Annotated in this window: 16 protein-coding genes; 8 read left to right on the top strand and 8 right to left on the bottom strand. The window is 59.0% G+C overall.

Annotated elements, in window-relative coordinates; genetic code table 11:
• Nucleotides 1-136 precede the first annotated feature (136 nt).
• Together OHL20_RS05175 and OHL20_RS05170 are read left to right on the top strand one after the other, a co-directional pair.
• Nucleotides 137-1,429 (top strand): Gfo/Idh/MocA family protein, encoded by a 1,293-nt coding sequence (locus OHL20_RS05175; protein ID WP_396272535.1) that lies wholly within the window; start codon nucleotides 137-139, stop codon nucleotides 1,427-1,429.
• Between the two features lie 8 nt (nucleotides 1,430-1,437).
• Nucleotides 1,438-2,172 carry a 3-keto-disaccharide hydrolase gene (locus OHL20_RS05170; protein ID WP_263382139.1) on the top strand — a complete coding sequence of 245 codons (735 nt, stop codon included), beginning with the start codon at nucleotides 1,438-1,440 and terminating at the stop codon, nucleotides 2,170-2,172.
• Nucleotides 2,173-2,198: 26 nt separating this feature from the next.
• On the opposite strand, the gene OHL20_RS05165 is transcribed toward OHL20_RS05170, so the two are convergent.
• On the bottom strand, nucleotides 2,199-4,022 hold the full coding sequence (locus OHL20_RS05165; protein WP_263382138.1) for an amidase: 1,824 nt from the start codon (nucleotides 4,020-4,022) through the stop codon (nucleotides 2,199-2,201).
• A gap of 168 nt (nucleotides 4,023-4,190) precedes the next feature.
• On the opposite strand from OHL20_RS05165, the gene pdxH reads away from it, so the two are divergent.
• Genes pdxH through OHL20_RS05150 form a run of 3 tightly spaced genes read left to right on the top strand, consistent with a single transcriptional unit; the run spans nucleotide 4,191 to nucleotide 6,328 of the window.
• On the top strand, nucleotides 4,191-4,796 hold the full coding sequence (pdxH, locus tag OHL20_RS05160) for a pyridoxamine 5'-phosphate oxidase (RefSeq protein ID WP_263382137.1): 606 nt from the start codon (nucleotides 4,191-4,193) through the stop codon (nucleotides 4,794-4,796).
• A gap of 44 nt (nucleotides 4,797-4,840) precedes the next feature.
• A complete protein-coding gene (locus tag OHL20_RS05155) occupies nucleotides 4,841-5,701 on the top strand; it encodes a sugar phosphate isomerase/epimerase family protein (protein ID WP_263382136.1) in 861 nt (286 codons plus the stop codon).
• A 33-nt stretch (nucleotides 5,702-5,734) separates the two neighbouring features.
• Complete coding sequence (locus OHL20_RS05150; protein ID WP_263382135.1) at nucleotides 5,735-6,328, top strand: hypothetical protein; 594 nt, start codon at nucleotides 5,735-5,737, stop codon at nucleotides 6,326-6,328.
• Here the strand turns inward: OHL20_RS05150 and OHL20_RS05145 are convergent.
• The 5 genes from OHL20_RS05145 to OHL20_RS05125 are packed head-to-tail and all read right to left on the bottom strand — an operon-like array spanning nucleotide 6,325 to nucleotide 13,918.
• Nucleotides 6,325-7,545, bottom strand: coding sequence for a hypothetical protein (locus OHL20_RS05145; RefSeq protein WP_263382134.1), 1,221 nt, complete (start codon nucleotides 7,543-7,545; stop codon nucleotides 6,325-6,327). The two genes, OHL20_RS05150 and OHL20_RS05145, sit on opposite strands and share 4 nt — an antisense overlap.
• A gap of 2 nt (nucleotides 7,546-7,547) precedes the next feature.
• Nucleotides 7,548-8,648, bottom strand: coding sequence for an alkaline phosphatase family protein (locus tag OHL20_RS05140; RefSeq protein ID WP_263382133.1), 1,101 nt, complete (start codon nucleotides 8,646-8,648; stop codon nucleotides 7,548-7,550).
• Between the two features lie 53 nt (nucleotides 8,649-8,701).
• Nucleotides 8,702-10,084: a tetratricopeptide repeat protein gene (locus OHL20_RS05135; RefSeq protein ID WP_263382132.1), complete on the bottom strand. Its 1,383-nt coding sequence runs from the start codon at nucleotides 10,082-10,084 to the stop codon at nucleotides 8,702-8,704.
• A 5-nt stretch (nucleotides 10,085-10,089) separates the two neighbouring features.
• Nucleotides 10,090-12,234 (bottom strand): beta-galactosidase, encoded by a 2,145-nt coding sequence (locus OHL20_RS05130; protein ID WP_263382131.1) that lies wholly within the window; start codon nucleotides 12,232-12,234, stop codon nucleotides 10,090-10,092.
• 43 nt (nucleotides 12,235-12,277) lie between these two features.
• Nucleotides 12,278-13,918 carry a DUF5597 domain-containing protein gene (locus OHL20_RS05125; protein ID WP_263382130.1) on the bottom strand — a complete coding sequence of 547 codons (1,641 nt, stop codon included), beginning with the start codon at nucleotides 13,916-13,918 and terminating at the stop codon, nucleotides 12,278-12,280.
• A 575-nt stretch (nucleotides 13,919-14,493) separates the two neighbouring features.
• On the opposite strand from OHL20_RS05125, the gene OHL20_RS05120 reads away from it, so the two are divergent.
• Entirely contained in the window at nucleotides 14,494-18,069 is a 3,576-nt protein-coding gene (locus tag OHL20_RS05120; protein ID WP_263382129.1) for a TonB-dependent receptor, read from the top strand.
• 211 nt (nucleotides 18,070-18,280) lie between these two features.
• On the opposite strand, the gene OHL20_RS05115 is transcribed toward OHL20_RS05120, so the two are convergent.
• Nucleotides 18,281-20,683, bottom strand: coding sequence for a glycoside hydrolase family 2 TIM barrel-domain containing protein (locus OHL20_RS05115; RefSeq protein ID WP_263382128.1), 2,403 nt, complete (start codon nucleotides 20,681-20,683; stop codon nucleotides 18,281-18,283).
• Nucleotides 20,684-20,794: 111 nt separating this feature from the next.
• Here OHL20_RS05115 and OHL20_RS05110 point away from each other — a divergent pair, with 111 nt between their 5' ends.
• Together OHL20_RS05110 and OHL20_RS05105 are read left to right on the top strand one after the other, a co-directional pair.
• Nucleotides 20,795-21,811, top strand: coding sequence for an ATP-grasp domain-containing protein (locus OHL20_RS05110; RefSeq protein WP_263382127.1), 1,017 nt, complete (start codon nucleotides 20,795-20,797; stop codon nucleotides 21,809-21,811).
• On the top strand, nucleotides 21,811-22,830 hold the full coding sequence (locus OHL20_RS05105; protein WP_263382126.1) for an LLM class flavin-dependent oxidoreductase: 1,020 nt from the start codon (nucleotides 21,811-21,813) through the stop codon (nucleotides 22,828-22,830). The genes OHL20_RS05110 and OHL20_RS05105 overlap by 1 nt, the downstream gene beginning before the upstream one ends.
• Here OHL20_RS05105 and OHL20_RS05100 read toward each other — a convergent pair.
• Complete coding sequence (locus OHL20_RS05100) at nucleotides 22,827-24,155, bottom strand: MFS transporter (RefSeq protein ID WP_263382125.1); 1,329 nt, start codon at nucleotides 24,153-24,155, stop codon at nucleotides 22,827-22,829. The genes OHL20_RS05105 and OHL20_RS05100 overlap by 4 nt on opposite strands.
• Nucleotides 24,156-24,176: the final 21 nt, after the last annotated feature.

Raw genomic sequence — 24,176 nt, 5'->3', positions numbered from 1 at the left:
GTCGCCAGGGCAAGCACGGCACCCCCACGCCCGTGTATCGTTGCAGACGCAGCCACTTTACCGCTACGGGGTCACGATGCACGGACTGAATCGGAGAAATTTCATCAGAGTTGCAGGCACCGCCACCGCAGGAACCATGCTCGGCGCGAACGGAACTCTGCTCGCAGCATCACAGAACGAATCGTCACGACCTGTCGCTGCAAATGATCACATCCAGATCGCACTCATCGGCGCAGGCATCCAGGGCCAGGGGGATACACGAAACGCTCTGCAAGTCCCCGGCGTCAAACTTGTTGCCGTGGCCGACTGCTACGATGGCCGCCTCGCGCACAGCAAAGAACTCTGGGGCAACGATCTCTTCACCACGCGCGACTACCGCAAGATCCTCGAGCGCAAGGATATCGACGCCGTTATCGTCGCCACCCCCGATCACTGGCACAAGCAGGCCGCAACCGACGCCATGAAGGCCGGAAAAGACGTCTACTGCGAAAAGCCGATGATTCATCTCTACTCCGACGGCCCGGAGATGATCGAGACCGCGCGCACCACCAAGCGCATCATCCAGGTCGGCAGTCAGCGCGTCAGCTCCGTCATCTACGCGAAGGCGAAGGAACTGCTCGCCTCCGGGGCCATCGGCAAGCTCAACATGGTCACCGCCCGCTGGGACCGGAACTCGTCACAGGGTGCATGGAACTACACCGTCCCCCTCGACGCCTCGACCGAGACCTGCGACTGGCCGCGCTTCGAAGGCTCCGCGCCGAAGATGGCCTTCAACGCAGAGCGCTTCTTCCAGTGGCGCAAATGGAAGGACTACGGCAGCGGTGTCGCCGGCGATCTCTTCGTCCACCTCTTCAGCGGTACTCACTTCATCACGGGATCGCACGGACCTGTTCGCGCCATGGCCACCGGCGGTCTCCGCTTCTGGAAAGATGGTCGCGACGTTCCCGACGTCATGCTCGGTCTCTTCGACTACCCCGAAGGCTTCAACCTGAGCCTCCGCGTCAACTTCGTCGACGGTGGCGAAGAGAGTGAGGGCCTCATCTTCACCGGCTCCGAAGGCACCATGGAAATCGCCGGCAACAGCGTCAGCGTTACCCGTTCGCCTCTCAAGACCGAGCCCGGCTACAGCATCGGCACCTACACCAACGCCATGCAGGCCCGCATCCTCGAGGAATATCGGCAGAAGTATCCGCAGGTCCATCCCGAAGGTAAACCGCCAGTCGAGGCGGAAAAGTACGTTGCGCCTACTGGATACAGTGACAGCTACGACCACTTCAAAAACTTCTTTGCCTCTGTCCGCTCACGCCAGCCGGTCGTCGAGGACGCCGTCTTCGGCTTCCGTGCAGCAGGCGCCGCGCTTCTGGGCAATCTCAGTATGGAAAAGGGCGCCGTCGTTCACTGGGATCCCGAAACCATGAAGATCGTCTGAGAGAAAATATGCTCCTGCACAAGAGCCTCTTCGCCATAGCACTGACGATCTGCACCGCCGCAACGGCGCAGACGATTCCTTCTCACAAGAAGGCAATTGTCTTGTTCGATGGTGCGAACCTGAACAGCTTCGACAGCTTCCTCAAGACGAGAGGCCTGAACGCCGATCCCGACAAGGTCTTCAAGGTCGAGAACGAAGTCATCCACGTCTCCGGCAAGGAGATGGGTTACCTCATCACGAAGCAGTCATTTCACAACTTCTATCTGCGGGCCGAGTTCAAATGGGGCGAAGGTACCTTCGGTGAGCGCGAAGGGAAGGCCCGCGACAGCGGCATCCTCTTCAACGTGCAAGGGGAGCAGAAGGTCTGGCCTCGTTCCATCGAGTTTCAGATCACAGAAGGCGGCACCGGCGACTTCTGGATGACTGACGGAGCCGCTCTCACCAGCCGCGACGGCAGCCGCGTGACAGGCCCGCCCGGCTCATCCTTGAAGATCGATCACTTCGGTAAAGGGCCTTCGCAGAATGTGATAGGCTTCCGCGATCCCGTTGGTGAACTTGAAAAGCCTCACGGTGAGTGGAACGTCCTTGAACTCGTCACACAGGGAAACCACGTCACCCAATACGTCAACGGAAAGCTCGCCAATGAAGGCACAGATCCCTCGCCAACAGAGGGTAAGATCCTCTTTCAGTGCGAGGGAGCCGAAGTCTTCTTCCGCGAAATCAAGCTCTTTCCGCTCAAGTAATTGGGGCGGATAGAGTCTCTCCCCAACTACTGAAACCCTGCCGGATTCTCCTTAGCCACATCAAAAGAACGTTCCATCGCCAATCCCGCTCGCCCCAAAGTTCCTTCCTCGAAGAGCTGTCCGATCAACGTAACGCCATGCGGCACGCGACGAGGCGGCGAAAACTTCGGCAGAGGATGAGCTGGATCGGGAGCCCAGTCGCTCCGAGCCTCCGCCACCTCAACAAATCCAGCCCGCAACGTCAGCGACGGATGCCCGGTAAAGTTCGTGATCGTCAGCATCTCGTCCCGCAGCGATGGAACCAGCAGCAGGTCAACCTGCGAGAACACCCGCGCCATCTCCAACGCTACCTTGCGCCGGAAGCGATCCGTCTGCACGAAGTCCACCGCCGAAAGAAAGCGAGCCTGCCTGAAGGTATTGGGCCACGCATCCGGAACCTGCGCCTTCAACTGATCGACCTTGTGGCTCAACGTCAATTCCTCAAATGCCGCCGCTCCCTCCGCGAACAGAATCAAGTCAAGCGAGTCATAGGGCCAGTCCGGAATCGACACCTCAACCGGAACCATGCCAAGCTTCTTCACCGTCTCCAGTGCCGCCCGATCGACATCGGTCGCAGGAGCCTCCTGCATCCACTTGGGAAAGTAGCCGACGCGCAGTCCACTCACAGGCCTCGCCGCGTCGTAGTCCAGCTTACTGTTCACACTCGACACATCCCCGGCATCCGCGCCCGAAATTGCCTTCAATACAAACAACGTATCCTCCACACCCCGAGCCATCGGGCCTAGCTTGTCGAGCGACCAGCATAACGTCATCGCCCCGGTACGTGGCACACGGCCATAAGTTGGTCTTAACCCGGTCACACCACACCGCATACTCGGGCTCACGATACTGCCACCCGTCTCGCTCCCAATGGAGAAACCAACCAGTCCAGCAGCAGTCGCCGAACCAGGCCCCGCACTCGATCCCGATGACCCCTCCTCCAGCAGCCAGGGATTCATCGTCTGGCCCCCAAACCAGATGTCATTCAGCGCCAGCGCACCCATGCTTAGCTTGGCAATCAGCACCGCCCCAGCCTCCGTCAGCTTCTTCACCACCGCCGCATCCTCTGCCGGAACGCGATCACGAAACGGCTCCGCACCATACGTCGTCGGGATGCCTGCCGTATCGAGCAAGTCCTTCCCACCCCACGGAATCCCATGCAGCGGCCCGCGATACCTACCTGCCGCAATCTCTGCATCCGCACGTTTCGCCTGCATCATCGCAAGCTCACGAGTCACCGTAATCACGCACCGCAGCTTCGGATTGAAACGATCGATGCGCGCAAGATAGATCAACGTAAGCCGTTCCGAAGTAATCTGCTTCGTCTCGATCCAGTGCGACAGGTGAGCAACCGGCGCGAACGCAATCTCCGCGTCGCTCTTCGGCAACGGTCCAACCTCCACAGTGCTCCGCAAAAAGTGGTTCTCCGCAGGCCCCGCAATCGTTCCCGGCAGCACCGGGTCCCAACGCGACCACGGCGCAACCGTCTCTTCAATCGCCACCTTCCGCGGCCCTACCCGCCGCTCATACAGCGGAGCCATCGCCATCCGCCAGTTTCCGGCGGCCTGAGCCCGGTCCGCCGCAGTCATCTCCACCTGCACCAGCTTCTCCGCGCTTTCAAAGTTCGCGGTCGTCACGACCGGTCCAGCAGCAGGTGCAGTTCCGAACGCAGGCGGCGCTCCTGGAGGCAGTGTCGGCGCGCTGTTCGGCGCACTCTGACCATCAGCGAGAAGGGGAGCAACAGCGGCACCCAGTAAACCAAGCGAGCTTTGAGCAAGAAACGTCCTGCGGGAGTTTGAAATGAAGGCCATGCAGCCGATTCTATGGGCTTAGAAGCAATACTTCACAGAATCGGAAAAGCTATCGCGAACAGGGTCCTGAGCGAAACCAATTAGAAGCTTTCATAGGAAGGAACCCCGCGCCACCCCAATGCTCCAGTATGGTCAAAGTAGCGGTGACCACATCGTCCGAGAGATTCTATGGAGACAGTCACACAGTTCGCACCGGAAGAAGCCGCTGACCCGATCGCCCTCTTTCGCGCCTGGCTCGATGAAGCGACAGAGACCGAACCCAACGATCCCGTAGCGATGGCTCTCGCCACAGCGACGCCCGACGGCCACCCCTCCGTCCGCATGGTCCTGATGAAGCGCCTTGATGAGCGCGGCTTCTCCTTCTACACCAATGTCGAAAGCCAGAAGGGAAGAGAACTCCTCGAAAATCCTCGCGCCGCCCTCTGCTTTCATTGGAAGTCGCGCCGCAGACAGGTCCGTGTTGAGGGAGTCGTCGAAGAGCTATCCCCTCAAGATGCCGACGAGTACTTTCACAGCCGCTCTCATAAGAGTCAAATCGGTGCACGTGCCTCGCAGCAAAGCCGCCCTCTGGCAAGCCGCGCTGAGTTGGAGCAAGCCGCTCAAACCTGCGCAGAGCAGTATCCAGACGAAGTTCCCCGACCGGACTACTGGCGCGGCTTCGTGATCGTGCCCGCCCGTATCGAGTTCTGGCAGGACGGCGCCTATCGCCTGCATGACCGCATCGTCTTCGAGCGATCGAACGATAGCTGGACCAAGACCAGGCTCTACCCTTAGCTCCGAATGGACGAGCAACCTCATGCACCGGTACTATCCCCTGCATGAAGACTTTGCTCTCGCGCCGCGCTCTCGTCCGCAGCACCTCCATGCTCGCCGCTTCGACCCTCTTGCCAGGCATCACGAGCAGCCTCCTCGCGCAGCCCCGTCCGCAGACCGCTTCGCCCATCCGGCTCGGCATCGCCAGCTACACCTTTCGCAACTTCGATCAGGCCCACCTCATCACCTTCATGAAGGAACTCAAGACCCCTTGGCTCAACCTGAAGGACATGCACCTCCACATGGAGCCGCTCGATCAGGTCAAGGCCCGCGCAGACGAGTACCGTGCCGCCGGCTTCACCCTCACCGCTGCCGGAAACGTCACCTTCGCCAAGGATGATGACGCCGACATTCGTTCAAAGTTCGAGTACATCAAAGCGGCCGGCATCCCCATCATCGTCTGCGCGCCCACGCACCAGGTCCTGGTCCGCATGGAGAAGTTTGTCAAGGAATATAACATCCGCCTGGCCATCCACAATCACGGCCCCGAAGACAAAGAGTTCGCGTCGCCCCTTGACGTCCTCGCTGCAATCAAAACTATGGACCAGCGTATCGGCTGCTGCATCGACATCGGCCACACCATGCGCACTGGAACAGACCCCGTCGAAGCAATTCGCAAGGCTGGCCCACGCCTCTTCGACGTCCACGCCAAAGACCTCGCCATAGCCAACGATAAGGAAAGCCAGGTCGCAGTAGGCGACGGAATCATGCCCATCCCCGCCATCTTCAAGGCCCTCATCGATCAGAAGTACGCAGGCTGCGTCGATCTCGAATATGAGATCCACGGCGACGACCCCATGCCCGGTGTCATTAAGAGCTTCGCCTACATGCGCGGCGTCCTCGCAGGCATGGGTTACAAAGCCTAAGTCTCCCACGGGAGCGCGGTTATCCTTGTAAACATGCCGCGCCTCCGCCTACTGCTCCTCTGTGCCTTGCTTCTGTCCGCCTTCCGAACCGCCTCAGCCATTGAGGTCAAGGTCTCGCCACAAGCGCTTGAGCGTACCCTCCGCGCTCAACTCTTCAACGCACCCGACGGCCGCTACTACATGCGTGGCAACAACACCACTCCTTGCGGAGTCTACGTCGACAACCCGCACGTCACCTTCCAGCAGGACCGCATCGTCGTCCACATCCACACTCAGGCAAAACTCGGCACAGCGCTCCGCGGCACCTGCCTCGGCGTCTCCCTCAGCACCGACGCCGACGTCTCCTTCATCCCCGACGCCGAAGAAGAATCCATCGGCTTCCGCGACGCACGCATCGAGCGCCTCTCCGACTCGAAGGAACTCAACTTCCTTCTCGTCCCCTTCCTCAGCCGCAAGCTCCCCGCCCAGATGAAGGTCAACGCCGCCGACCTTATGCGTAAGCTCCTCGCCGATTCCGCCCGCACCACGGGCTACGCGCTCTCACTCGAACACCTCAAGCTCCATTCCATGCTCGTAGAAGGTCAGGTCCTCGACGTCGACCTCGACGCCGTCATGAGCGTCAACTAGCTGACCCATTTCAGAATCTGGGGCAGATCACAAGGCGTCCCCGACACCACCCCCCGCGCCAGCGTAGGGCCCACAGCCAACGCCTCCCGCTGATCTTCAAACCACACGACGAACGATGCTCGATTCGCCCCCGTAAGCCGCATCAGGTTGATCCACGTGTAGTACGCGCCCATATCCGCATCAATCAGCGACCCCGCAGGATCGTCCTTCATCTTCGTTCCCGGTCCATCCGCCACCAGCATCTCGTTCATCGGCCGGTCCACCTGTCGTGGCGCATAGCGAAGCACAAGCGTCAACGGGCGTGCCCTGCGCAGTAGCTCCCGTCCAGCCCACTGCACAAACGTCGTGCTGAAGATCTGCGTTCCCGATCCCTCGGTCAGCAGGCTCAACTCAAAGTGCTGCAACACCGGATCGCTCGAGGCACCCGATGTTGCAAGCTGATCCGGTCGAAGATTTGCCAGGAGACTCCGCAGGCTTTCCGGTCCCACCACGTCCCCGGAGTTCTGCGCCGTTTTCATCTTCTGCAACAAGGCCGTCCGCACCGGCGCAAGCGTCTCGTAGGAGATCACCTGAAGCCCCGCGGCATTCGCCTTCACGACAGGTTCACCACCATCCACATACCAGTGCGCATAGCTCGCCGGATGTGCGCTGACCCGCGCCTTCACCGCCGTAAACAGCTCATCGACACCACCCGCCTGCTTTACCTGGGTGAAGTAAGTCCCATGGGGTCGAAGCTTCTGAAAAAGCTTAACAGCTCCCGGAGCAGCATCCCTTCCGATGATCACCACACAAAGCCGTGGCACCGCTGGAGAGGGCTCCGGCTTAACCAGAAGCATTGCCTCCTGGTAGCTCTTCGCCGCTTCCCGAAAGCGATCCATCTGGTGAACCGTCCAAAGGTACGCCGTAAATTTTTCGATGAAGTCACTCGGCGCTGCACCCCACCGTTCTTCTCGCATCGCATCCGAGAGCGACAGCCCCGCAAAGCCCGTCATAGACGCTTGTAGTCCGGCGGCACTCAACCCACTCAGAAATCGCAGCTGCCGATCAATGTCTGCTCGCTCCGCGGGAAACCGCCAGTCGTAGCTTATGATCTCGCTCAACAGCAGCGCCGCAAAGATCTGCGGTAATTGCTGCAGCAACACAAGGTTCCGCGACGCCACTTTCTTCGCCTCCGGAGGGTACCGTGCGAAGTCCGCAGCATCGATCACATAAGGCATCGCTACAGCACCTCCGTCAGTGGTCGACCCGATGAGAAGCGCGTATTGCACTGCAAGATGCGCCCCAGCGTCGGCACCAGGTCCACCGGTTCGACCATCCGGTCCACCGTAACGTTCTCGCGGATGCCATGCCCGAGCGCCATCATCCACGTCGTCCGCGACAGCGGGTCGCCCGTTCGATGATGCTGAAAACCATTCCCACCAGCCTCGCCGTCGGCATCGCGCCCGAAGTCGGGCAGGATAAACATCGTCGTCTTGCCCTTGTACTCCGGGTTCGTCTGAATAGCCGACCACAGCTCCGCGCACAACCGATCCGAGCGTCGAATGGCATCGGTGTACAGCGAGAACGCCCCTGAGTGCGCGATATCGATATCGTGCAGCGTGACCCACATCAGACTGGGCGCAACCTGTTTCATCAACTGTTGCGCGATGTATATAGACAGCTCGTCCGGGCTCGACACCGTTCGCGCGTGCGCCAGAAAATCACTCACCGATAACTGCATGATCTTCGACAACTCATGCAAGTCCACCTGGTTCGAAGCAGCCGACCCCGAGAGCGGCACCTGCACGGAAGACTCGTAATTATCGCGGAGCAGGTGTTCATAGTCACTCGCACCTCCCGCCATCACCGAATTGAGCAACTGCTTCGGCAGGATCACATGCGCTCCAAGCCCGCTTCCATAGAGCGCATGGTCGCTCTCGCCGATACGATTGAACCCATTACTCGGTGCAATCACCCAGGCGTCGCTCGCGGGCCGGCGCAAGTCCCTTCGAAAATACTCGAAGATCGTCGGACTATGCGGCGCAACCGGCGCAAAATTATTGAACGTCTCATACACACCCGTAGCCAGGCTGGCAGTTGCTACATAGTGGCCCAGTATCCCGCGATTTACTACCTGCGTATAAAACGTGGCCTGCGGAATTAACTCATTCAGCAGGTGGGGAATGTACTGCTGACCCTCCGGTGCAAAGGTCTCCTCATCCCGTGCGCCACCCCCAAAGGTCACGACGACAACCTTCTGCGTAGGGGCCATCGCCATGGCCTTCAAAGGCGAGAAGCCCAACATCGCATTGGCCGCGCCGGTTCCTGAAACCGCGCGCAAGAACTCACGTCGACTCAGCGATTGCTTCTGCGCAATGGACCGCAAAAACCCGTCTAGTGGGACGCCGTTAGAAATATCGTCACCTCCTTGAGCCGCGCATTGGTCTCGTCCTTTTCCTGCTGGGCGTACTGTTGTTGCAGCGCAATCTCCTTGCGGGCCAGCTCACCCTCTCCTGTATGGGAGTAGGCCCGTGCCAACCGATAATGCGCCTCGGCAAACGAAGGACGCAACTCCACAGCCTTCTTCAACGAAGCCGCACTCTCAACCCACTGCAGCCGCTGTTGCTGCAAAACGCCAAGTTGGTAGTAGGCCTCGGGAATCTTCGCATCATGGCGAATCGCCTCTTCCAGCATCTGTTGCGCCTGGTCGAGGTGCTGCTCCGCAGAAGGCTGATGCAGCAGGCTGATCGCCGCGGACACATCGATCTGCGCATTCTGCGGATGCTTCTCCGCGAACGCAATCAGCGACTGACACTCCGGGGCCGCTGCACCGCCCGCAGCAGAACAGCTACGCCCCAGCAAACTCCCGTAGTTTTCGTTCGTCGGATCGAGCGCAAGCAACCCTCCAAATATGGCGGATGCTTCCATATAGCCGCCACTGCCGTAATACGCGATCCCGTTTGCCATCGCGAGTCGGCGGCTCTCCGGAAACTGCTTCACGCCAAATCGCGTAATCTCCACCGCCTGCTCCCATGACCAATGTCGTAACAACTCGATCGCCACGGCATAGGTGTTCGGTTCACTCGGATTCAGCCGTGCCGCCGCCTGCAGATGCTCGACCGCCTCCTTGAAGTGGCCCTGCCGCTCCTCCGCATCACCCCACAGCGACTCCTCAGCATCGGTCCTCTGACCTGCTGGAATCCGCTGCAGCACCGCAACCGCTTCTGCATCTTTGTGAGCAGCATTGAGCGCCACCGCCCAATCGTAGACATCATCCACACTGGCCGGTTCAAGCGCCACAGCCTTCGCGAAAGCATCCGCCGCTTCCGCTGGCTGCTTATCCAGAAACAGCGCATGACCAAGGCTCGAGAACACACCACCGTTGTGAGGATCAAGTGTTGTGGCCCGGCGCAGCACCTGTATCGCAGCCTTTGCATCACTCACCTGGATATAGGCCGCACCCAGATTCGCCTGTGCAGACGCATTGGTCTTCTCAGCATTCGCCGCATGCTCGAGAAAGGGCACAGCGCGCGCGAACTCCCCGGCATCGACATAGAGGATGCCGAGCGCCTCGTTAGCCGGAAAATTAGCCGGATACCTCGCCGCCAATCTCTCCAGGTCCGGTTTGGCTGCCGCACCGTTGCCACTATCGTAGGCTGCCAGCGCTTTGTTGAGTGTTGCCGCATCGGCAGCGCTCATCATGGAACGCGCAGTCTGCGCCGCCATCGTCCCTGCAAGCAACGCAGCAAGCAGGGACACCCTCCCAGCAATCATCATGGACACTACCGCTCTTCGATGATCGCCAGATCCCATGGCGCAAGTGTAATCGACTGCCCAGCCGCGACTGCACCGCCCTTCAACAACTCGGTTCCAGCACCGCGTCCATACGCAAACGTCTGTGCCTCGCCAGAGTAGTTGAGATAGTAGTGCAGCGCCTTACCAGCATTGTCCGTGCCGTTCTTCTCCCGAACCTTTGGCGGCAGTGCCGTCGCATTCAGCAGATGAGCTTGCTTCAACACATCCATCATCACGGTCTTCTGTGCTGCGTCCGAAAGGTAGGTCCCTTCATAGGTCAGCACCCCGGACCCGTATTCGTTACGCGTAATCGCAGGCCACCGGCCAAAGAACGGATGGTCATATGTGGCCAGCGTCTTCGCATGCTCTGGCATCAGGAACTCGGCCCAGTACATCGCCGCGCCATCCCCCTGCACAAGGTCGCCCTTCAAGCCCAGCGGCTTCTCCAGGTTTGAAAACTCCTGGTAGTTGAAGCCCACCGCCTCCCGCAGCGGCCCCGGAGCCCGCACCGCACGCACCGCCGAGTTCTCATTCGCAAACCCGCTCTTAAAGGTCATCAGCACATGGCCGCCGCCCTTCACATACGTCGCAATCTTCGTCAGCAATGCATCATCTGCGATGTAGAGCGGCGGAACAATAATCAGCTTGTACTTGCTGAAGTCCGCGTCCTCTGGAAATACGAAGTCGGTCCCCACGTTCGCCTCGAACAACGTCTTATGAAGCTGATCGACGAGGCTCTTGTAATCCGCCAGCGACGGTCCCATCTGCCACTGGCCAAGACGTTGCAGCGCAAATGGCATGAAGTCCAGCGCGTTCGCCGAGTCCACGCTATACAGAATCGCTACATCGTTCTTGATCTTCAGATTGACCAGCTTCGGCCCAATCTTCTGCAACTCATGCGCCGTCTTCGACACTTCGGCATACGCCCGGTTTGGCTCCAGATCATGGGACAGAACACCCTTCCAGTACGTCTCCTGCCCGGAAGGAATCGAAGCCCAGTGCCAGTACTCCACCATGTTCGCCCCGCTCGAAAGGTGCGTATACACATCGAGCCGCAACTGCCCGTCATACGGCGGATACTGATACGCCGAGGTCCAGTCGATCGTCTGCGCGTTCGTCTCCGTCACCAGGTAATTCGCGTGTTTCAGTGAGCGGGAGAAGTCACCCTGCTCCGCCTGTGCCACCCCGTCGAAGTGGTCCTGGGTCCCGTGATACGGATTATCCGCCACAACATCCAAAGTCTTCGCGACCTCGAACTCATTGACGTCGCGCTTCATCATGCCGCCATAGTCCTGCATCACAAACTGGTTTGGCCCGCGGTACTCCCGCACCAGTCCAGCCTGCCAACTAAGGTAGTCCGTCACCCGCATCTGCTCCCAACGTGTCCACTCCAGCTTGTAGCCGGTGCTGATCGTGCCATCGCGTGTCGGCATGTTCTCCCAGCCGTTCACATCCTGGCCCCAGTAGTTCAGCCCCCACGCTTTGTTCAACGCATCGGTGGTCCCGAACTTGTGCTTCAGATGATTCACGAACCCCGTGAATACATCATGGTTCGTAGCCCCATATGACGCCGTCTCGTTGTCGATCTGCCAGCCAATCACGTTGGGATTGTTCTTGTAATGCTCCACCATGTTGCGAATCAGCCGTTGTGCATAGAAGCGGAACGCCGGGCTATCCGTGTCCATATTCTGTCGCATCCCGTACGAGGTCTCGCCCCCATGCAGCGGACGCGCCAGCATCTCCGGATGCTCATGATACATCCACGTCGGGATCGAGTACGTCGGCGTACCCATGATGACCTTGATCCCCGCCTTCCCCATCGCATCGACCACGCGGTCCATCCACGCATACTCGAACTTGCCATCCTCAGGCTCCCACAGGCTCCAGGTCGACTCACCCATACGGACCACGGTCAGGCCGGCATCCTTCATCAGCGCGACGTCCTTATCGAGCCGTTCATAGGGCATGTACTCATGGTAATAAGCCGCCCCGTAGAGCACATCCGACATAACAAACGGCTGTGCTGCAGGAGCGGCGGCCCCCTTCGCACTCTGTGCAAACAGTTCCTGCGAGCCGATCGCCAGACCACCAAAACATAACAGAGAAGCCATTAATCGAATTGAAACGCGCATATTCAGGGCCTCTTTACAAACTTGTAACCAATTGAGTAGCGTTCTACTTGGAACGCTCATAGAGCGGAAGAGTATGTAACCGAATCCGTATCACATCTTTGTTGTGTTCTTTGAACTGCAACCCTCGGTCCGTCTGATCGCCATTCCAGATCCGTGTCGTTTGCCAGGAGTCGTTGGCGTACTGACCTTCCTCAGCCCGCAGAATCTCCAACTGCTTCTCCTGCGTCTTGCCATCCTTCGGCGCTCCCAGAACGAAGCTCACGCTGGCATCGAATCCCGTCACCAGGAACTCATACGGCCCAAGCTGTGCCACCATTGCCCGCCCCTCTACTTCGGTAGTCCCCGGGGGCACCTCGCCATCCTTCTGCGGAAACCCAAACGACACCACGGCATCCACATCACCGAAATGTAGCGTCTGCCGCGCCGCGCCCTTCTCCTCCACCGCCGTCTGCAACTTGCCCTCAAAGTTCAGCTTCGCGATCTCGCTCTGCATCGGCGCGAACAGCGCAAAGTTCTCATCCATGCCATACGGAATCGTCTGCCCATGAATAGTCCAATCCGTAAAATCCACACCAAACGGTGCGAATCCAATGGCACCCTGCCCAAGCGCATAGAAGAAGTACCGCCCAACCGTCCTGCCAAGCCCCGTCTCTGGAATAAATACCGGATTATCCTGCCGGTGATACGCCGTCAGCACCTCGCGAAAGAGCGTAGAGTCGCCCGAGTAGAAGTCCGGCGCAAGCGCATCGATACCCGGAGCCGCCGCCTTCCAGATCGCAATATTCCCCTGCTGCGCTCCGCCGCTCGGATACTCCTGCCCTGGACTGGCGTGGTCACGATTCTCCAGCGCATGCACCGGATACGTGATCCACACATTGCAGTACATCGGAATCTGGTGTTCCGCCTTCCCCGCCACCGCCACATCGCTGATGTACTTAGCCGTCGAGTAAGCCGCAAATCGCTCGTCCGCATCCGCGCCAAACACCTGCGCCCACGTACCGCCTCTTACATGCAGCGCGCTCGTCAGGCTCCCCGGAACTTGCCCCGCAAACTCCTTGTTCGCCGCGTCCGAGTAGTCCCGCACCGCGCCCACCGACCCCGACTCATTCTCCACCTGGATCATGATCACCGTATGCTGCGCTGCGTCGATCTCATGCACATGCTTCATCAGCGCTGCGAACGCGTGCTTATCCGCCTCAAGGTTCGTAGCGGAGTTCGGCGACATCACATCCAGCACCTTGCCGTACGGCCCAATCTCCCGCGGATACTTCTTTGGATCGCTCTTCACCCACTCTGGAACGTAGTGGTTTTGCCCGTTCTTCCACGTCCCAAACCACAGGATGACGAGCCGCATCTTATGCTCCCGCGCCCCGTTCACCAGCAGATCTACGCCGCTGAAGTCGAACTTGCCCGGCTCCGGCTCCATCTGCTCCCAATACACCGGAGCCTCTGCCGTGTCCACATGCATCGCCTCAAGTGCCGGCCAGACATGCGGCAGGGTACTCGCCCACGAGCTCGAATTATTGATCTGCGCCCCCAGCATCAGGAACGGCTTGCCATCGACCGTCATCTCAAAATGACCGTCTTTATTGAGCAACCGTGGAGCGGTTGTCGCATCCTGCGCAACCAGGGGAGCAGTACAAAGGCAGAGCAAAAGTACTTGCCGCAGGCAGGAAATTTTCAAGGGTAGGCTCCAGCAACGCGGCATCAGTCGCTTGCCCGCAACTCTACTACGCCCACCGTATACGTCGCAATTTCCTCGACCCATTTGCGTCAGCATTCGAATCGATAAATTGGTATGACAGGTACACCAACGAATGCTATAGCATGCCGATTGAATGCGCTTACATCCATCGCGGAGTAAACGTTTTAAGAAGAAAATCGTCCACCCATAACCAAAAATGATACCCATTACATTCGTTCGATAAACGAACGCAATGTCCGAACCATGTGTCAATCTTGCTGTATTTCAGCCAAATGTAACAAATTAGAAATTTTCGTCGGTGTGCCTCATGCAAAAGGAAAATGTCCCCTTCTCCTCCGGAAAAAATGCCTTGACAATGGTCCTGCCACTTTGACACTCTTCGGAGGCTTTCATAAGCAATCCATTGGCGCTGCGGATCGTGTCATCACTTCAGGTAGAGGCTGAGCTATTCGAAGAGCAACCGCACGCACAGTGAGCGATTCGGCACCGAGCCGGCATCGCGTTGATTGGGCCCATCAGAATCAGCCGGTACTTTTTTGGAGGAGCAAGGAATTATGCGTTTAGACCACATCCACCGCTGTGCCCGGAACCTCGGCGCTCTGCTCTTCACCTTCATTCTCCTCTCAGGCGTCATCACGGGACGAGCTTTCGCTCAGGCTGACCAGGGTGCCATCACCGGCCTCGTTCAGGATCCCACCGGTGCCGTAGTCTCCAGCGCCCACGTTACCCTCACCAGCACCGACACCGGTCTCACACTCGAGACTGAGACCGACGCCAGCGGTAACTACGTCTTCTCCCCCGTCAAGATCGGCAACTACAAGGTCAGCGTCACCGCCCCCGGCTTCTCGACCACCACGCAGGAGAACATCGTTCTCCACGTTCAGGATCGTGCCTCCGTCAACGTAGAGCTTAAGACCGGCGCGGAGAACACCACCGTCACCGTTACAACTGCACCACCCCTCCTCCAGACGCAGGAAGGTTCCACCGGTCAGGTCATCGAGTCGAAGACCATCAACGACACCCCGCTCAACGGCCGTAACTGGGTCTTCATCGCGCAGCTTACCGCCGGCGTCGCTCCTGCCAACGGAGCCCGCGGCCAGAAGGGCGGAGACTTCAACGCCAACGGTCAGCGTGCTGAGCAGAACAACTACATCATGGATGGCGTCGACAACAACGTGAACGTCGTCGACTTTTTCAACGGTGCCAGCTACGTCGTTCGTCCTCCACCCGATGCTCTCGCCGAGTTCAAGGTCCAGACTGGTTCATACAGCTCTGAGTTTGGTCACTCCGCCGGTGCCGTCGTCAACGCCAGTATCCGCTCCGGTACCAACCAGATCCACGGTTCACTTTGGGAGTACATTCGCAACGATGCATTCGACGTTCGCGAATACTTTCAGGGCAGCTCACCAATCGCCAAGTACCGCCAGAACCAGTTCGGCGCTACCCTCGGTCTTCCGATCATCAAGAACAAGCTCTTCTTCTTCGGCGACGTAGAAGCCAACCGCATCGTCTTCGGTCAGACCACCTCTGGTCTCAGCGTCCCAACGGCAGCCATGCGGACCGGTAACTTCAGCGAACTGCTGAACAAGGGTCTCGTCAACGGCAACACCATTCAACTCTATCGGCCCAGCACCACGGCGAACGGCACCACGCAGATCGTAGGAAACCGGCTCGACCAGACCGGCATTCCCTTGGATCCCGTCGCGCTCAAGCTCCTTAGCCTCTTTCCCCTGCCAAACGTCGGCGTTCCAGGACAGACCTACAGCAACTTCACCGCCCAGAACAACATCATCGATAACACCTTCCAGTGGGATACCCGCATGGACTGGAACATCAGTTCGAAAGATCAGATGTTTGGTCGCTACAGCTATAACCACGAACCCTCGACCCACCCAGCGCCTCTCGGAACCATCCTCGACGGCGGTGGCTTCGGCAACACGGGCCAACTCGTATCTCTCGGCGAGAACTTCGCAGGTAGCGAGTCGCACGTCTTCACCCCTACGCTCACCAACGAGTTTCGCTTTGGCTATAACTATGGCCACTACGCCGGACTACATGAGAACGCAAACAACGCGGCTCTTGCACCCAGCCTTGGTCTCGGTGGTGTGCCGTTCGCGCAGAACAACGGTGGCTTGCCGTTCTTCAGCGTCACCGGCCTGTCGAACTTCGGTTCGCCTCAGTTCTACGCCACCAACGAGTATGAGAACGTCTACCAGATCCTCGACAACGTCACGAAGGTTATCGGCAACCACACCCTCAAGGGCGGCGTCAGCATCCAGCGCATTCGCTTCTCAACCTCGCAGCCAACACAGCCTCGTGGAACCTACACCTACACCGGTCTCTACACCAGCCAGGTTGGCACGCCAAACACAGGCTATGGTGTAGCTGACTTCCTCACCAACAACATGAACAGCGCTGCTGTCTCGAACGTCTTCACCTCGGACGACGTCCGCTTCAATCGCGCCGGCTACATCCAGGATGACTGGAAGGCCAGCCAGCGCCTCACCCTCAACTACGGCGTTCGTTACGACTACTCCACGCCCTACCTTGAGCGCCACGACAATCAGGCTGCCTTTGTTCCGACGAGCCTGTTCACCAGCGGCGGATCTGCCACCGGTCAGTACCTCATTCCAAAGAGCAAGGCCAGCCTGCCCATCAATGCCAAATTCCTCCAGCTTCTTGCTGAGGATCACATCACCCTCACCTATACGGATAACCGCTATCTCGTAAAGCCTCAGAAGAGCAACGTTGCCCCGCGTGTCGGCTTTGCCTTCAAGGCAACCGACAAGGCAGTCGTCCACGGCGGCTACGGCATCTTCTTCGGTGGTCTCGAGAGCACCGGCTACTATCCAAACTTCGGCGAAAACTTTCCCTTCGAGTTCGATTCCAGCTACGCTGCGACCAGCGGCTGCACTCTCAACGGATCCTGCCCAACCAACGGCTTCACACTTGAGGGCGGACTGCCTCAGGGCATTACGTCCCCGAGCCAGCCCACCCTGCGTGGCGGCGAAGCTCAGGTTCGCACTCCCTACAGCGAGCAGTTCAATCTGACCGTCGAGTACGGCATCAGCAACACGATGGTGGCCTCGGTTGGGTACGTTGGCGCTGTCTCGCGCCATCTACAGTTCTTCCCGAATCCAAACGGTCAGACCGCTCTGACGCCGAATGGCTTCAGCGGCTATACCGACCCCAACGGCGACAAGCTCAACCCCTTCCAGCCCTTCCCACACTTCAACGGCATGTCGTACACAGCCTATGACGGTGCGGCCAACTACAACTCGCTTCAGGGCAAACTCGAGAAGCGTCTGTCGAACGGCCTCAGCTTCCTGACGACCTACACCTACGCAAAATCGCTCGACAATGCAGACACCCCACTAGGCAGCACAGGCGACCAGGGAACACGTAGTCTCAACATCCTTGGCCTCCGGGCGGACTACGGTCCGTCGGGCTTCGACGTCCGTCAACGCTTTACAGTCAACGGCAACGTCGAGCTGCCCTTCGGTCATGGACGTAAGTACATGAACGACAACAAACTTGCGGACTATGCAGTTGGCGGTTGGTCGAGCAGCTTCGTCTTCCGTGCGCAGACTGGTCAGCCCATCACCATCGGTACCAATGGCATCACCAACCCCGGCGGCGCCGCATACAACGCCATCCGGATCAGCGATCCGTACGCTGGTGGCGGCACAGCCAACTCGACCAACCCAGGCGTTACCTGCCCCACCAAGGTGCGGACGGTACAGAACTGGTACAACCCCTGCGCTTTCAAAAATCCGCAGGCTGACAATATCGGCTACACGAAGGAATTCTATCCAGGCACAACGCAGTTGATTCCTAACTCCGTCACCGGCCAGGCGGCTTACGCTTATGTAGGCAGCAACCGTGGACAGGTCTATGGCCCTGGCTACGAGCGCGTCGATGCTTCACTGTTCAAATCCTTCCCAACCTTCCGCGAGCAGGCTCTGCAGTTCCGCGCGGATATCTTCAACGTCCTCAACACCCCTGGCTACGGCAACCCGAGCACGACGAACATCTCGTCTACGGGCGGTCTGATCACCGGCGCACGTACCTTCCAGAGCAACACGCCCGACTCACGCTTCTTCCAGTTCGCCTTGAAGTACACCTTCTAAGCCAACCGGAGAACCAACCCAAAAGGCAGGCGCCTCAAGCGCCTGCCTTTTGTCTTGCCTGCAGTTTCGTCCACACGATAGTTGACAAAATCAGGTCTGCCAGAGGCCCTGTCGCGCCAAAATACTCTACAGCGCAAAAAAGACAGGAGACATAGGTCCAGACCTATGTCTCCTGTTATCAAGACTTTGGACTTTTGAAAAAAGCGATTTATCAGACCTGTTCTGCCGCAACAGCACTCAGAACGACCGTAATAGTCTGCGAGCCAAGCCGAGGATGCGTAGCAGTCAATTTCACCGTTCCAGCCGTCTCCTGAGCCCGAATCCAGACCGCCCCTGTTCCTCCGATCAGCGCAAACGGATTGTCCCCAATCAGTGTTCCCGGCCCTTCCAGCTTGAACGAAATAGGGTCGTTCGCATACGTCCGCATCGCCCCAAACTCATCCGTCACCCGAAGCACCACCCGCGTCGCATCCGCTCCATCAGCGGCCAAAGCCACATCATCCGGAAGCAGCGCAAACTTCTGATCGACACCTGCACCAGAGAGCGACTTCGAGATCACCTGCTTACCCTTGATAAAGCCGTCGATCCGCAGATCACCCCAGTCATGGCGACCCTTATGGTCGATCTTCGTGCGGTCAAGGATGAACGGCGGATAGGTCAGATGGTCGAACTCCGTCCGATCCGGATCAAGCTCCGCCAGCAGGAACCACTCGTGATCATCGCCCAGAAGATCCCGCTGATAGAACTTCAAATGGTCACAGTTTGAGCACACGACAGCCTTTGTAAACATGGTCGATTCATCGCTGTTCGCCCAGTGAAACGCCGGTTCCAGCACAATCTCCTCGGCAGGATCGCACTGCGACTTATAGAACAGAGCCGCAGGCTTGTTCTCCCGGAAGATGTCCGTGATGCCGTGGTAGCAGATTCGATCGCCAGCCCCAAAGTTTGCATGTGTGTTGTAGTCGAACGCGCACCAGCCGATCCCACCTGCATACTGCGGATCACTCGCAAGCTGGTTATGGATCCGCGCATGACGCAGCGTATGCTCCCGCTGCCGTTCGTCATCATCCGTAGTCTTGGTCGGAAAGGTATGGCCGACAAACTCAGTATTCAGGTACTTCCCATGAACCGGCTTCTTCAGCGGAAAGCCGAAGTCGTTCATCGTGAACACGTCCTCCAGGAACTCCGACTCCTGGAAGTAGCGAATCCCACCCGTCTGCCGTGTCGTATCCAGATCATGCGCCAGCGCGTTCGTCCGCACGTAGAAGTCATGATCATCTTTCGACTCATTGATCCGAACGCCCCACAGAATGATCGAAGGATGATTCCAGTCCCGCCGTACCATGCGCCCAACGTTGTCGATCGCGACCAGCTTCCACGGCTCTGGCCCGATGTGCTGCCAGCCGGGAATCTCCTCCAGCACCAGTAGCCCAATCTCATCGCAACAGTCCAGAAAATGCCGAGACTGCGGATAATGCGACGTCCGAACGATGTTCGTATGCAAGCCATTCCGCAGAATCGTCGCATCCTTCCGCTGGACGCGCGCAGGCATCGCCTGACCCACAAACGGAAACGTTTGATGACGATCCAGCCCGCGCAGCTTGATAATCTTCCCGTTCAGCGAGAAGCCGTGATCGGTAAACATCGCCTCACGAAACCCGATACGCCGCGTATCCTCATCCACAACCTTGCCACCCTGTAGCAGCCGTACATGCACTGTATAAAGCTGCGGATGCTCCAGATCCCAGAGCTTCACGCCATCCAGTCCCGCCAGCGAAACCGTCTGCTTCGCCGGATCCTTCACGGTCTCGGTACTCGCATACGCAGGCGCCGCCGTCACCGGATCGGCGGAAGCGAGCGGGTCGGCACCACCTGTTCCGCTGATCACCTTGGTCGCCTTCCCAACAACCCGCTCACCATCCCGCAACTCAACCTCAAGCGAAAACTTTCCGCCCGTCAGCTTGCCCGCGAGAAAGCAGTCAACCTCCAAACCGGGCTTGCCGCTCATCACTTTGGTTGGCATCGCATGGAGATTGTCGAGGTACATCACCGGCACAACGCGCAGCGAGACCTCCCGGTAGATTCCCCCAAACGTCATGTAGTCGATCTCGTCGCCGAACGGAGGGATGTCCTTCCGCTCCGTCGAGTCCACCCTCACGACCAGCACATTCTCCCCATCCTGCTTTAGGTGCTCTGTCAGTTCAAAGGAGAATGGCGTGAAGCCGCCCTTGTACTCGCCAAGCGAAGTTCCGTTGATGAAGACAGTTGATGCCGTCATGACCCCTTCAAAGTCCACAAAGACCCGTTTGCCCTTCGCACTGGCAGGCGTCTTGAAGCGCCGCCGATAGGTCGAGATGAACTCATAATCCTTGTCGTCGAAGCTGTGCCAGGGCAGCATCACATTGGTATGCGGAATCACAATCCGTTCAAAACCAGAATCGTCAAACCCTGCAGCCTCAGCACCCTCAATGGCGCTCGGCTTGTAGCGCCAGCCGCGATTGATCGGCAGAATCTCGCGTCCGTAGGCAGGCTGTTCAGCAGCAAGGGCGACACCGGGCAGCGCTGCCCCGGCAAGTACGGTGCTTGTGGTCTTCAGAAAGTCGCGACGGTCCATAGAGCCTCAATCCTAGTCACTCCCGCATCGCCTGTCATCCGCGCGTCGAATCGGCGACAATGAAACTACTGGCCTGCTCCGGCCATCTATCTGACTGAGGATTTAGACCGCATGTCGCAGCACTCCGACCTTCCCATCGCCATCCTGTACGAGCAGCAGAACTGGTTCAAGCCTCTCTTCGCGGAACTTGACCGTCGCGGCACCAACTACGTCAAACTCTCCGCCGTCGAGCACGCCTACAGCCCTGCCGATCATCCCGAAGAGAAGTACTCCCTCGTCTTCAATCGCGTCAGCCCCTCCGCCTGGAATCGTGGCAACGGCGACCAGATCTTCTACACCGTAGGCTTCCTTGAGCATCTCGAAGCGCGCGGCGTTCGCGTCATCAACGGCCTGCATGCCTTCCGGTCCGAACTCTCCAAAGCGGGTCAACTCACCCTCCTCGAACAGCTCGACCTGCCATACCCCAAGTCACGCGTCATCCACCGTCCATCGCAGGCAGCATCGGCAACCGAGGGTCTCCGCTGGCCCATAGTCGTCAAACCGAACATCGGTGGCAGTGGCGCAGGTGTCACCCGCTTCGACACACTCGAATCCCTCGAAGCCGCAGCGGCCGCGAACACGCTCGCCTTTGGTCTCGACTCCATCGCCCTCGTGCAGGAGTTCATCCCGGCGCAGGACGCGCACATCGTTCGCGTCGAGGTCCTCAATGGCAAGTTCCTCTACGCCATCAAGGTCCACATCACTGGCGAGACATTTGATCTCTGCCCAGCAGACATCTGCCGCACCACTGACGGCGTCTTGCTCGATCGCGCTGCCTGTGCCATCGACGCTCCAAAGTCCGGCATCACCGTCGAGGCCTACGATCCACCTGCAGAAGTCATCGCCGACGTGGAGCGCATCATGCACCACTCCGGCATCGACATCGGCGGCGTCGAATACCTTACCGACTCACGGCACGAAGAGGGAGAAGCAGGTCAACGCTACTACTACGACACCAACGCGCTCTCGAACTTTGTCGCCGACGGCCCGCGCGTCATCGGTTTCGATCCCTTCGCCAGGCTCGTCGACTGGCTCGAAGCAGAGGCCGCATCCGTCAACGAGACACGTTTGGCCGAGGTAACTGCCTGATGCGCTACGGATTCTGGCTTCCCGTCTTCGGCGGCTGGCTGCGTAATGTAGACGACGAGCAGATGCAGCCGGATTGGGACTACACCAAGCGCCTCACCCAGCGTGCCGAGCAGCTAGGCTACGACCTCACCCTCATCGCCGAACTCAATCTCAACGACATCAAGGGAGTCGAAGCACCCTCGCTCGATGCGTGGTCAACAGCCGCCGCACTGGCCGCAGTCACCGAGCGCCTCGAGTTGATGGTCGCCGTTCGCCCCACCTTCCATAATCCCGCGCTACTTGCCAAGACCGCTGCCAACATCGACAACATCGCCAACGGTCGCCTCACCCTCAACGTCGTCTCCAGTTGGTGGGCCGATGAGGCGCGCAAGTATGGCGTCCACTTCGATGAGCACGACAACCGCTACGCCCGCACCTCCGAGTGGCTGGACGTCGTGAACGGTTGCTGGTCGCAGCAGCACTTCACCCACGCTGGCTCCTTCTACACGGTCGAAGATAATGTCCTCTCGCCCAAGCCTGTAGCTCGACCCCGTCCCACGCTCTACGCGGGTGGCGAATCCGAGACAGCCAAAAACCTGATCGCTACCAAGTGTGACGCGTACCTGATGCACGGCGACCCGCCGGAGATTGTCGGCAAGAAGATCGCTGACATGCGAGCCCGTCGCGAAGCAGCCAACCTGCCGCCAATGACCTTCGGCGTCTCCGGCTACGCAGTCCTGCGCGATACCGAGGCTGAAGCGTTGAAGGAGGTCGAGCGCATTACGGACGTCCAGCAATCGGCGCGCGGCTATGCCAATTATCAGCAGTGGATCACCGGCTCCAATCTCGAACAGACGATCTCCCTGAAGGACTACTCCGTCTCGAACCGCGGTCTCCGCAGCGGCTTCATCGGCACGCCGGAGCAGATCACCGAAGGTCTGGAAGAGTTTGCCGCTGTCGGTGTCGACCTCGTCCTGCTCCAATCAAGTCCGCAGCACGAGGAGATGGAGCGTTTTGCCGCCCAGGTGATGCAGGCCTAAGCCGCATCCTCCTTTGGCTTCGCAAGCGCGGCGCACAGAGCCGCTCCAAGCACCGCCAGTCCGGCTATGGTGTATAGCCCGCCGCTGTAGCCGTGCGTCAGGTCTTTGAGGCGCCCGGTCAGATACGGTCCGAGAAATCCACCAACTCCGCCGACCATCGTAATGATTGCGACGCCGCCAGCCGCTGCAGGACCACTAAGAATTCTTGTCGGCAACGCCCAGAACGGCCCCATGATGCTCCAGTAACCGACCGCTGCCAGGGTCATCGCAATCAGCGCAGCCGACAGGCTATGCGCGGCTCCGGCCCATCCAAATCCAAGTGCGCTCAGCAGCAGACAGCCTGCAATATGCCAGCGCCGCTCGCCTGACCGGTCGCTCGTCCATCCGATCAGCACCATGAAGATCGCCGCAGCGGCATAGGGCACCGTCGCGAACTTGGCGATATGGCTCGCATCGGCTGGCGAGATGGCGCTGCCCGTTGCAGCTCCGGTCCCATGCATAAAGCTGTTCAGGATGAGCGGCATCCAAAGGTTCACCGTGTAGATGCCGACCTGGTCGAGAAAGAAGATGCCCGCCAGCACCCAGACCATCTTGTTCTTGAAGGCGTCCTTGAGAGAGTGGTGTTCGGAGGCGCCGCCTGCCTTTTGGTCCCGCTCCAACTCCTCGTCGAGCCACTTCTTCTCGGGTTCGGTTAGCCATGTCGCATCGTCGGGCCGGTCCTTCAGCATGAAGAGGACGGAGATGCCCATGAGGAAGGTCGGTATGCCCTCTACCAGGAAGAGCCACTGCCAGCCATGCAGGTGCATGGTGCCTTCCAGCTTCAGCAGGGAACTCGATATCGGGGCGCCGACCACACCGGCTATCGCGGTGGCGGTCATGAAGGTGGCCACGGCTCGGGCGCGCTCGCGAGAGGGGAACCAGTAGGTCAGGTAGAGGATCATGCCGGGAAAGAATCCAGCCTCGCTGACACCCAGGAAGAAGCGCATCGCGTAGAACGAATGCGCGCCTTTGACGAACATCATGCAGGTTGCAATGATGCCCCAGGTGATCATGATGCGGGCGATCCAGCGGCGGGGCCCGACCTTCTGGAGCAGCAGGTTGCTGGGCAGATCGAAGAGTGAAGAGCCGAGAAAGAAGATGCCCGCCCCGGTGCCGTAGACGGTGTCGCTGAGGCTCAGATCGCGCTTCATCTCTAACGCGGCGAAGCCTACGTTGACGCGGTCGAGGTACGCGAGGATGTAGAGGATGAAGATGTAGGGGATCAGCCGCCAGGCGATCTTGGCGAATACCTTTTTTCCGTCAACCTGTTCCATCGTTTCTGGCATCGTCTCACTCTACCGGTAGCG

This window comes from Granulicella arctica (assembly GCF_025685605.1).
Classification (GTDB): domain Bacteria; phylum Acidobacteriota; class Terriglobia; order Terriglobales; family Acidobacteriaceae; genus Edaphobacter; species Edaphobacter arcticus.
The sequence above is the reverse complement of the archived record's forward strand: the minus strand, read 5'-3'. Positions and strand labels throughout refer to the sequence as shown.